11 protein-coding genes are annotated in these 9866 nt (G+C 64.8%); 5 read left to right on the forward strand and 6 right to left on the reverse strand.

Features of this window, described 5'->3' with window-relative positions; genetic code table 11:
• Positions 1-128 precede the first annotated feature (128 nt).
• Genes ACZ92H_RS16685 through ACZ92H_RS16695 form a run of 3 tightly spaced genes read left to right on the forward strand, consistent with a single transcriptional unit; the run spans position 129 to position 3050 of the window.
• Positions 129-947: an alpha/beta fold hydrolase gene (locus ACZ92H_RS16685; RefSeq protein ID WP_131369983.1), complete on the forward strand. Its 819-nt coding sequence runs from the start codon at positions 129-131 to the stop codon at positions 945-947.
• Between the two features lie 11 nt (positions 948-958).
• Positions 959-2494: a hybrid sensor histidine kinase/response regulator gene (locus ACZ92H_RS16690; protein WP_131369980.1), complete on the forward strand. Its 1536-nt coding sequence runs from the start codon at positions 959-961 to the stop codon at positions 2492-2494.
• 34 nt (positions 2495-2528) lie between these two features.
• Entirely contained in the window at positions 2529-3050 is a 522-nt protein-coding gene (locus ACZ92H_RS16695) for a hypothetical protein (protein WP_465050073.1), read from the forward strand.
• Between the two features lie 344 nt (positions 3051-3394).
• On the opposite strand, the gene ACZ92H_RS16700 is transcribed toward ACZ92H_RS16695, so the two are convergent.
• From ACZ92H_RS16700 to ACZ92H_RS16710, 3 genes are all read right to left on the reverse strand, one after another.
• Positions 3395-4612 (reverse strand): MFS transporter, encoded by a 1218-nt coding sequence (locus ACZ92H_RS16700; protein ID WP_131369974.1) that lies wholly within the window; start codon positions 4610-4612, stop codon positions 3395-3397.
• A gap of 319 nt (positions 4613-4931) precedes the next feature.
• Positions 4932-5348, reverse strand: a complete 417-nt coding sequence (locus ACZ92H_RS16705) for an SRPBCC family protein (RefSeq protein WP_465050071.1) — start codon at positions 5346-5348, stop codon at positions 4932-4934.
• Between the two features lie 28 nt (positions 5349-5376).
• Positions 5377-6393: an aldo/keto reductase gene (locus tag ACZ92H_RS16710; RefSeq protein WP_465050070.1), complete on the reverse strand. Its 1017-nt coding sequence runs from the start codon at positions 6391-6393 to the stop codon at positions 5377-5379.
• Positions 6394-6495: 102 nt separating this feature from the next.
• Between ACZ92H_RS16710 and ACZ92H_RS16715 the strand changes: the two genes are divergently transcribed.
• Complete coding sequence (locus ACZ92H_RS16715) at positions 6496-7398, forward strand: LysR family transcriptional regulator (RefSeq protein WP_131369966.1); 903 nt, start codon at positions 6496-6498, stop codon at positions 7396-7398.
• Here the strand turns inward: ACZ92H_RS16715 and ACZ92H_RS16720 are convergent.
• The 3 genes from ACZ92H_RS16720 to ACZ92H_RS16730 form a co-directional block, all read right to left on the reverse strand.
• Positions 7395-7868 carry a DUF6328 family protein gene (locus ACZ92H_RS16720; RefSeq protein ID WP_465050069.1) on the reverse strand — a complete coding sequence of 158 codons (474 nt, stop codon included), beginning with the start codon at positions 7866-7868 and terminating at the stop codon, positions 7395-7397. The genes ACZ92H_RS16715 and ACZ92H_RS16720 overlap by 4 nt on opposite strands.
• A gap of 75 nt (positions 7869-7943) precedes the next feature.
• A complete protein-coding gene (locus ACZ92H_RS16725) occupies positions 7944-8669 on the reverse strand; it encodes a hypothetical protein (RefSeq protein WP_465050068.1) in 726 nt (241 codons plus the stop codon).
• A gap of 125 nt (positions 8670-8794) precedes the next feature.
• Positions 8795-9007 carry a hypothetical protein gene (locus ACZ92H_RS16730; protein ID WP_076568831.1) on the reverse strand — a complete coding sequence of 71 codons (213 nt, stop codon included), beginning with the start codon at positions 9005-9007 and terminating at the stop codon, positions 8795-8797.
• Positions 9008-9270: 263 nt separating this feature from the next.
• Between ACZ92H_RS16730 and ACZ92H_RS16735 the strand changes: the two genes are divergently transcribed.
• Positions 9271-9690 (forward strand): YidB family protein, encoded by a 420-nt coding sequence (locus ACZ92H_RS16735; RefSeq protein WP_131369956.1) that lies wholly within the window; start codon positions 9271-9273, stop codon positions 9688-9690.
• Positions 9691-9866 lie beyond the last annotated feature (176 nt).

A 9866-nucleotide genomic window follows, 5' to 3' on the forward strand; every position in this document is an offset into this window, starting at 1 on the left:
GAACGGCGTGGGCAGAGACGGGCACAAGGGTGGCGCAATGTGGCGGGCTGGGTTATTCTTGCGTAGAAATTTAATAATAAATGTATTTCTGCGGAAACAATCTGCGGAAGCAAATGAACGGGGTGGGCATGCATATTCAGATTCGCAACAACGTCCGCGTCGCCGGGGAGGGCCCGGCGACCCTGGTGTTTGCCCACGGTTTCGGGTGCGACCAGACGATGTGGCGCTACCTGGAACCGCAGTTTCGCGCCCGCTACCGGACGGTGCTGTTCGACCTGGTGGGCAGCGGCCAGTCCGATCTGGCTGCCTATGATACGCGCCGCTATGCGACGCTCGACGGCTACGCCGACGACCTGCTGGCCGTGGTCGATTCCGTGGCGGGCGCCGCCGATGCTCCCGTGGTCTGCATCGGCCACTCCGTCAGCGCCATGAGCGGCTTGCTGGCCAGCATAGCCGCACCCGGGGTGTTCGCCGCGCAGATCATGCTGGCCCCATCCCCCTGTTATATAGATGAGCCTGCCACCGGCTATCGGGGCGGCTTTACGCGCGCCGACATCGACGACCTGCTCAATGCGATGGACAGCAATTATCTGGGCTGGGCCGGCGCGATGGCGCCCGCCATCATGGGCGCGCCGGGGCAGCCCGCGCTGGGCGCGGACCTTGCCAGCAGCTTTTGCCGTACCGACCCGGCCATCGCCCGGCATTTCGCGCAAGCCACCTTCCTGTCCGATCACCGGGCTGTCTTGCCACACAACACCACGCCGGCACTGATCGTGCAATGCAGCGACGACTTCATCGCTCCCTTGCCGGTGGGAGAGTATTTACGCGACATGCTGCCGCACAGCCAGTTGCACCTGGTCGAGAACGTGGGGCATTGCCCGCACATGAGCGCGCCTGACGCCAGCTACCGCGCCATCCGCCATTTTCTCGACGGTCTGCACCTGTGATGCGCGACGCCATGTCTTCCTTGCCTGACGCCAATAAATTGTTTGAGCACGCCGCCTGCGGCCTGCTGCTGTGCGCCAGCGACGGCACCATCCTGCAGGCGAATGCCACGTTTTGCGGCTGGCTCGGCTATGGCGCGGGCGAATTGCTGGGCAAGAAGAAACTGCAGGACTTGCTGACCATCGGCGGGCGCGTGTTTCACCAGACGCACTGGCTGCCGCTGATGCAGGTGCAGGGCAGCGTATCGGAAGTGCTGCTCGACATGCGCCAGCGCCAGGGGCAAGCGATTCCCATGCTGTTCAACGCCGTGCGGCGCGTGCACGATGGCGTGCGCTATGACGAGATCGCCGTCTTTGTCGCCAGCGACCGCAGGAAATACGAGCAGCAGCTGCAGCTGGCGCGCACCGAGGCGGGCGCGCTCAACGAGCAGCTGGAGGCGGCGGACCGGCGCAAGGATGAATTCCTGGCCACCTTGGCGCACGAATTGCGCAATCCGCTGGCACCGATCCGCAATGTGCTGGAAGTGCTGCGCCTGGCGCAGCTGGACGACCCGCAGCTGTGCTGGGCGCGCGACGTGCTGGGCCGGCAAGTGGGCCACATGACGCACCTGGTCGACGACTTGATGGAAGTGTCGCGCATCACGCGGGGCCGGCTGGAGTTGCGCCGCGCCAGCGTGGAATTGGCGCCCGTGGTGGAAGCGGCGCTGCACAGCGTAGCCAGCCTGGTGGCGCAGTCGGGCCACAGCGTGCACGTGGAGCCATGGCCGCATGCCATCTGGCTGGACGCCGATGCCACGCGCCTGGGGCAGATGGTGGCCAACCTGCTGACGAATGCCATCAAATATACGCCAGCCAATGGCGCCATCTGGCTGGCGGTGGCGTGCACGCCGCAAGAGGTTCTGATCAGCGTGCGCGATTCGGGTATCGGCATTGCGCCCGAACACCTGGACACCGTCTTCGACCTGTTTTCGCAGCTGGAACCGGCCCTGTCGCGCGCCCAGGGCGGCCTGGGCATCGGCCTGTCGCTGGTGCGCGGGCTGGCTGAATTGCATGGCGGCAAGGTCAGCGCGCACAGTCCGGGCGTGGGGCAGGGCAGCACGTTCGAGCTGCGCCTGCCGCTGCCCGCCGTGCCGCTGGCTGCGCCGCCCGAGGTCAACCGCCGCCTGCTGGCGGGCACGCGCGAAGGCAAGGTGCTGGTCATCGACGATAGCGCCGACGCCGCCGAAAGCCTGGCGCTGGCGCTCGACATCCTCGGCTATGAAGTGCGCACGGCCTACGATGGCGCGGCCGGTATTGCGGCGGCGCAAAGCTTTTTGCCGCGCGTGATCCTGCTCGACATCGGCTTGCCGCACATGAACGGCTACGACGTGGCGCGCCTCCTGCGCCGCGAACCGTGCGGCAAGGATGCCATCCTCGTGGCCGTGACAGGCTGGGGCCAGGACAAGGACCGCAAGATGGCGTCCGATGCGGGCTTTGACCTGCACCTGACCAAGCCCGTGGATTTTTACGAGCTCGATGCCGTGTTGCAGAAAATGCTGGATCTGGCGTAAGGTCGCGGCCCTCACGATCCCGGGATGACATGACATGCAAGCACTGGCGGAACTTGAACAGGCCTGCTTCCAGCTGCGCCACGGCCACGGCCAGCTTGACCGCTGCGTCGACTGGGCCGTGGAGCGCCTGCGGCTGGACCAGGAGGGCGACGGCCTGGACATCGTGCTGCTGGCCAGCGCGCGCGGCGCGCAAGAAGTGCTGCCGCTGGCCGACGCCATCATCGAACGTTACCGGGGCGCCGGACGCCTGAGCGACCAATTTCTGGCAGGGAAATACATCGCCGAGTTGCGCGACGCCTACCTGGCCGGCCGCGAACGCGTGTCATCGCTCGATGTCATCTTCACGCGGCTGTATCCCGCGCCCGGCTATCCCGGCTGGCTGGCCATGCTGAGCCGCAATTGCGGGTATGCGATAGACGTGGCGGATTTCCTGCTGCCGTTCGAGCACGAGCTGCACTATGTCGCGCACTTGTGGGCCGAGGCGGACAGCCTCGCCGATTTCGAGCAGCGCTATTCCCGCGAGACGTCGAACGGGCACGACGCGGGCGGCACCTGATGCGGCGCCTGCCAGGAAAAAAATCGATAGCTCTGCCTGTTTCCCCGGCGACGGGCGCGTCTGTGGCAGGAATCGAGAGACGCGACCGGCAGGTGTTCAGGGACGAGACCGGACTGGCATGCGAGGGGCTGTCTGCCGACGCTTCGGGCGATAGCGCGGTGGCATCGTTGGCGAGGCAGCTCTGGCCGGGTTGCTGATGGCGTGGCAAGTCGAACTGGGGGCAATGCGCGACGCCGGACAAGGCGCTGTTTGCGTGGACGGACGCGTAAAACGGGATGAATACTCCTGGCGAGCGCCGGAAGTGGAAGCGGCGACCGCCGGGCAGGCGGCCGCCAGGCTCACCATCAGGCAGGCTGCACGCCGCCCAGGCTGCGGCTGCGGTTTTCCACCAGCACGGAAATACCCAGCACGACGATGCCGCCGCAGGCCAGCATGGCGCCGACCCAGCCGGTCGAGTGCAAGCCCATGCCCATGGCGATGGCGATGCCGCCGGCCCAGGCGCCCAGCGCGTTGGCGATGTTGAAGGCCGAGTGGTTCAGGGCGGCGGCCACGGTTTGCGCGTCGCCGGCCACGTCCATCAGGCGCGTCTGCACGGCCGGGGCGACGGCGATGCCGGCGCCGATGGCGAACAGGTTGATGGCCGTCAGCCAGACATTGCTGCTGGTGTAAGTAAACGCGGCCAGCGCGACGACGTTCCACAGCAGCACGCCAAAGATGGTCCACAGGCGCGAACGGTCGGCCAGCCAGCCGCCGATCAAGTTACCCACCGTCATGCCGATACCGATGATGGCCAGCAAGATGGAAATGACGAGGGGAGACACTTTCGTGATTTCCAGCAAGGTTGGCGTGATAAACGTGTAGACGGCGAACATGCCGCCGAAGCCGATCGCCACCATCAGCAGGGTCAGCCACACTTGCAGGCGGCGGAAGACGCCCAGTTCGCGGCGCGGGCTGGAATCGCCGGCGGCCACCATCGGCACGAAGATGCGCACCATCAGCATGGTCAGCAAGCCCAGCGCGGCGACCAGCAGGAAGGCCGAGCGCCAGCCCAGGGTCTGGCCGATGTACGTGGCCAGCGGCACGCCAAAGATATTCGCCACCGTCAGGCCCATCAGCACGCGGGCGACGGCCTGGCCGCGCCTGTCCGGTTCGGCCAGCGCGGCCGCCACCAGCGCCGCCACGCCAAAATAGGCGCCATGGGGAATGCCGGCGACGAAGCGGGCCACCACCAGCAAGCCGTAGTTGGGGGCGATGGCGCTGAGCAAATTGCCACCCGCGAACATCAGCATCAGGCAGATCAGCATCAGCCGGCGCGGCATGCGGGCCAGGAAGATGGTGATCAGTGGCGCGCCGATGACCACGCCCAGCGCGTAGGCGCTGATCATGTGGCTCATCTGCGGCAGGGTGGTGCCCAGGTCGTCGGCCACGACGGGCAGGATGCTCATGGAGGCGAATTCGCCCGTGCCGATGGCAAGGCCGCCGATGGCCAGGGCCAGATCGGCGTATCCAGCGCCAAAAGGCGCAGTGACGCGCGGAATCAGGGGATCTACGGATGCGTGCATGTTCTTATTAGCAGGGTAAGGGTGGAACCGGGTGAAGGAGCGTGCTGTGGCTCAGCCGCAGGGATGGCAATGCGCCATCAGAGCGAAGTGAAGAAAGGCAAGGAGGAGACAGCCGCCCGGCATTTCGGGCTAGAAGAGCTGCCCACAGACAATATTGTAAAAGATTCGGGCAAGTTCTGCCGGCGGCTGGTCAAAATATGCTGCACCGCACACAATGGCGACTGCTCTTGTTGTTAACGATAACACGGAATCTGCCCGATTCCGCCACAGGGCGAGCGAAGAATACGCGGCTGTGGCGGAAATGGTCTTGCCGGGGGTACTACTTCGCCAAGCTTTGCTGCAGCGCTTCCAGGCCCGCTACATAGATGGCGTGGAACAGTTGCGTGACTTCCTGTTCGCTCACGCCCACGGGGGTGAAGCGGCCCGACCAGGTGACCCGCGCGCCGTCGCTGCCGGCGATCGCTTCCACTTGCAGGGTAGACAAGTAGTCGGTGGCGGGAAACGGTGCCTGCAGGATGGAATAGCTGTAGCTGCGGGCCGTGTTGTCAAACGCTTCCAGTTGCTCGACGATGACGTCGCCGGCCGGGTTGGCCAGGTGGCGGATGCGGCCCCCGTCGCTGAGGCTGCTGCTGGGAATGTAGGGCAGCCAGTCGGGCAGGCAATTGAAGCCGCCGATCAGTTGCCATACCTGCGCCGGCGTGGCGGCGAGGTCGATGGAGGTGGTGGTATGTGCCATGTAAATTCCTTGTCTGGTAGTCTATTAATCAGTTGGTGCCGGCTGGCAGCGGCGCGGACGGCGATACCAGCTGCTCGGCGCGCATCTCTTGCCAGAAGGCGGCGGGGATGACGCTGTGCAAGGCCTGCTGGTCTTCGGCCAGGCGTTCCGGACGGCTGGCGCCGGGGATCACGGCGGCGACAGCGGGATTGGCCAGCGAGAATTGCAGGGCGGCCGCCTTCACGCTGACGCCGTGGCGGGCGGCGATGGCCTTGATGCGTTCCACTTTCGCAATGATCTCGGGCGAGGCTTTCTGGTATTCAAAGTGCGCGCCGCCGGCCAGGATGCCCGAGCTGTAGGGCCCGCCCACGACGATGTCGACATTTTGTGCCGCGGCGGCCGGCATCAGGCGCTGCAGGGCCAGTTCATGGTCGAGCAGGGTGTAGCGGCCGGCCAGCAAAAAGGCGTCCGGCTGCGCTTCGGCCAGGTCCAGGGTCAGTTCCAACGGTTCCACCTTGTTCACGCCCACGCCCCAGGCTTTGATGACGCCTTCTTCGCGCAAACGGGTCAGCACGCGGAAGGCGCCCGTGCGGGCCGTTTCAAATTGCGCCAGCCAGTTATCGCCGTGGAAATCCTGGGCGATGTCGTGCACCCAGACGATGTCGAGGCGGTCCGTGTCCAGGCGCTTCAGACTGTCTTCGATCGAGCGCAGGGTGGCGTCGGCCGAGTAATCGTCGACGATCCTGTTCTTGCGGCCAAATTCGAACAATCCCCCTTTTTCGCCCAGTGCGCGGGCAGTTGGGTCTTCCAGTTCGTCGAGGATGAGGCGGCCGACCTTGGTGCTGAGCACGTAGTCATCGCGGCGGCGCTGCTTCAGGGCCGCGCCCAGGCGCAGTTCGGCCAGGCCGGCGCCGTAGAACGGGGCCGTGTCGAAATAGCGGATACCGCTGTCCCAGGCCGCGTCGACGGTCGCCAGCGCTTCCTGTTCCGGAATGTTGCGGAACATATTGCCCAGCGGCGCCGTGCCGAACCCCAGTTTGCCTGTCAGTAAGTGTTTGATTGTCATGGTATTTGCTTTCAATGTGTGGAAGAGTGAAGACAGAATAGCTGGACAACTTAAGCCTGTCCAAGACATAATTGGCGCAACTTGAGTCCTGAAAGGTCTGACATGCTGGACATACGCCAATTGCAATACTTCATCGCCGTCGCCGAGGAAGAACACGTGGGGCGCGCCGCCGAGCGCCTGCATATTTCCCAGTCGCCGCTGAGCCGGCAAATCGCCCAGCTCGAAGACAGGCTGGGCCTGACCCTGTTCGAGCGCAGCGCCCAGCGCATCCGCCTCACGCGCGATGGCCATACCTTCCTGGCCGAAGCGCGCGCCTTCATTACCCACGGCAACCGCCTGGAAGCACTGGCCAGGCGCCTGGGGCGCGGCGACGAAGGGGGGCTGTGCATAGGCTACATCGAAAACGCGATGCATGCGGGCGTGCTGCCCGATGGCTTGCGCACCTTGCGCGCCACGCGGCCGCAGGTGCACGTGGCCCTGTATAACCTGCATTCGGCGGAGCAGATCGAAGGCTTGCGCCAGCGCAGCCTCGATATCGCCCTGCTGTGCGAACCGCCGCTGCCGAACGACCCCGACCTCGACAGTGCGCAGGTGCTGAGCGATCCCATGCTGCTGGCCCTGCCGGAGACGCACCCGCTGGCGGCCAAGGCGGAACTCACGCCGGACGACCTGGCGGGCCAGGAGTGGATCGCCGTGCTGCACAAGGAAAGCGTGCTGAAACACGATAACTTCATCGCCGCCTGCGCGCGCGCCGGCTTTACGCCCGATATCCGCATGGAAGCGACGGAGCCGCTGACGGCGCTGGGTCTGGTGGCGGCCGGCCTGGGCATGGCCATGATCCAGCACAGTCTGCGCCAGCACGCGCCGGCCGGCGTCGTCGTGCGCGAACTGCCGTGGTTCAGCTACCGCACGCCCCTGTGGCTGGCGTGGCACAAGGTGAATTTGCGCCCGCTGGTGGGGATATTCCGGACAACCTTGCTGGAGCAGGCGGGCGTGGCCGCCTAGATTTTCCTGCTGCGTTTCAGGTGCAGGGGCAGCCACCACCACAGGCAGACGATGAGCGTGCCCATCAGCCCGCAGGCGACGATGCCGGCGATGTGGCCGAAGACTTCCGACATCACCAGATTGGTGCCGAGGATGAATGCCAGCGCCAGGGAAAAAGCGCCGCACATCATGATGCGGTCGGCCACCCGCTTGAAGCGTTCGCGGTCTTGCAGGGGGCGCATCACGCGGTGCTGGATGGCGGGCGCGCTGAGCAGCACGAGGCTGGTCATGGACAGGAAAAACGTCAGCAGGAAGACGATTTTTTCCGCCTGCACGATCTTCGCGAAGCCGCCATTGAAAGGCAGGATGATGAGGAAGGCCGTGAGCATCTGCGCGCCTGGCAAGAGGATGCGCAATTCGCTGAGCAGGTCGGACAGGTCGCCTTCGTCGCCGGACTGGTCATCGTCTTCCCGTGTTTGAGCGTGCGGCATGGCGGCGGTCCTATTCGTGGTCAAGGTGTCCAGTCTACGCGGCGGTGCGGTGCCTGACTGTGGGCGGGCGCACCTTCAGAAGCATTGCGCGAAGCGCTGGGGATGGCGCAGGGCGAATTCGCGCAAGCGCCACAGCGGTGTCGAGACGATGGCCGTGGCCGTGTAGCTGGCGTCGTGGCCGCAATGGCCGCAGGTATGGCGGCGGTGCGGCGCCAGCGCGAAATCGCCGAGATCGAGGTGCGGATGGCCGCAGCGGGCGCAGTCGCTGCAGCCCAGCGGCACGCCGGCATGCCGCGCCGCCATCCATGCCTGCGCGGCGGGCGGCGTGATGTTCAGTTGCATGATGTCAGGATGAAACAGGCCGGGCAGGGCGCGGCAGTCGATGGCCAGGGCGGGTGCGTCGCGCACCAGCAGGGCGCCGCCCAGGTCGGCCCTGGCGCGCAGCTGCAGCTGGCCGTCTTGGCCCAGGAGCAAGGTGGTGGCGTGAAACTGCAGGGGGTCGAACAGTTCCGGATACAGCACGTAGCCCATGGGGCTGGCATGTTGCCGGCAACGCTGCTGTCGTGTCGCCTGTTCGTCCGCCAGGTCGGCTTGCGCGCCCCAGTAGTGCTGGTGGGTGCGGCACCAGTGGCGCGCCGCGCCGTTGCGGAACTTGCCGGCGGGATGCAGCTCGCACTGGACGATGGCGTCCTGGCCCGCGCCGGCGCGAAAGTGGCCCGTGATGCGGGCCGTCGTCACGGCAAGATGGCCCGTGCTCGCCTGCAGGGGCCAGCACATGCCGGGCAAGGTCAGCGGCGTCACCCGCCGCCCCTGCGCGCGGCTATCGCCTTGCCAGGCGTAATCGGGCCGACACGCTGGCCGCAATGAGCAAGCCCGCCTTCATGGGCGGGCTTGGCGGTGCATTGCGCGCGGGGCATGGCCCTGCCTTATTCTTCCGTATCGGCCAGGGTGACGATGGCGCGCGCCCACTTGGCGTACTTCAGGTTCGCCAGGTCACGCACGGTCTTGATGTTGAATGCCTGCTTGAGCAGCTCTGCATCCTTCTCGCTGACGCCTTGCAGCGCATCGACGGGCGCATCGGCGATTTCCTTGAACGTCTTTTTTTCGTAGGCTTTGTCTACCGCTTTATTGATGTTCATATCTTGATACTCCTCAGTAAGTAGGAAAAATTATTCTACACGTTTTTGTTACCACTCAATTTACGCTTGCATGTCGTGCCGAAGCAAATATCATGGAGGTGGGTGACTCGGCAGTTATGCCGTCCCATGCCATCAATGCGGAAATTGCAATAATAGCATTTGTATTATTCATAGTATAATGATTTTCTGTGGCGGAGAATATTCCGCCCATACCGGGCGCCGCAGGCATGCGGCCTTACTTTGATAGCGTTCAGGAGATTACGATGAGTTTGCTAGACCAACTTGCAGGACAGGCGATGAGCGCTTTGGGCAACAAGGGCGCGGACGGTGAAGCCCCATCGGGGTTGATGGCCAGCGTGATGGAGCTGGTCAACCAGCATGGCGGCTTGCCGGGCTTGCTGCAAAAGTTCCAGGAAAGCGGCCTGGGCGACCAGGTGGCCAGCTGGATCGGCACCGGCGCGAATGCGCCCGTATCGGGCGAGCAGATCAAGGATGCGCTGGGTAGCGACACCATCACCCAGATCGCCGAGAAGGCGGGCGTGGCGCCGGACGCCGCTTCAGGCGGCCTGGCCGCGCTGCTGCCGCAGTTGATCGACAAGCTGACGCCGAACGGTCAGGTACCGGAAGGCACGGACCTGGTCAGCCAGGGCTTGAATATGTTGAAGGGCAAGTTCTTCGGTTGATCGCCAGCACCTGCCCAACAGAGAACCTCGCAGCGATGCGAGGTTTTTTAGGCTCTGTCCTCGTAAAATAGGGGAAATGCAGGAATCTTTCCTTGGCGCTGCTGTCTGACTCTGCATACCCGCCACACAGGGAGCAGACCATGCAGCCAGCCGAATGGATCAGCTTTATCGCGCAG

The organism is Janthinobacterium foliorum, from assembly GCF_978021625.1.

Coding starts and splice junctions, on each gene's coding strand:
- ACZ92H_RS16685 (WP_131369983.1), top strand. CDS start 129: ATGCATATTCAGATTCGCAACAACGTCCGCGTCGCCGGGGAGGGCCCG.
- ACZ92H_RS16690 (WP_131369980.1), top strand. CDS start 959: ATGTCTTCCTTGCCTGACGCCAATAAATTGTTTGAGCACGCCGCCTGC.
- ACZ92H_RS16695 (WP_465050073.1), top strand. CDS start 2,529: ATGCAAGCACTGGCGGAACTTGAACAGGCCTGCTTCCAGCTGCGCCAC.
- ACZ92H_RS16700 (WP_131369974.1), bottom strand. CDS start 4,612: ATGCACGCATCCGTAGATCCCCTGATTCCGCGCGTCACTGCGCCTTTT.
- ACZ92H_RS16705 (WP_465050071.1), bottom strand. CDS start 5,348: ATGGCACATACCACCACCTCCATCGACCTCGCCGCCACGCCGGCGCAG.
- ACZ92H_RS16710 (WP_465050070.1), bottom strand. CDS start 6,393: ATGACAATCAAACACTTACTGACAGGCAAACTGGGGTTCGGCACGGCG.
- ACZ92H_RS16715 (WP_131369966.1), top strand. CDS start 6,496: ATGCTGGACATACGCCAATTGCAATACTTCATCGCCGTCGCCGAGGAA.
- ACZ92H_RS16720 (WP_465050069.1), bottom strand. CDS start 7,868: ATGCCGCACGCTCAAACACGGGAAGACGATGACCAGTCCGGCGACGAA.
- ACZ92H_RS16730 (WP_076568831.1), bottom strand. CDS start 9,007: ATGAACATCAATAAAGCGGTAGACAAAGCCTACGAAAAAAAGACGTTC.
- ACZ92H_RS16735 (WP_131369956.1), top strand. CDS start 9,271: ATGAGTTTGCTAGACCAACTTGCAGGACAGGCGATGAGCGCTTTGGGC.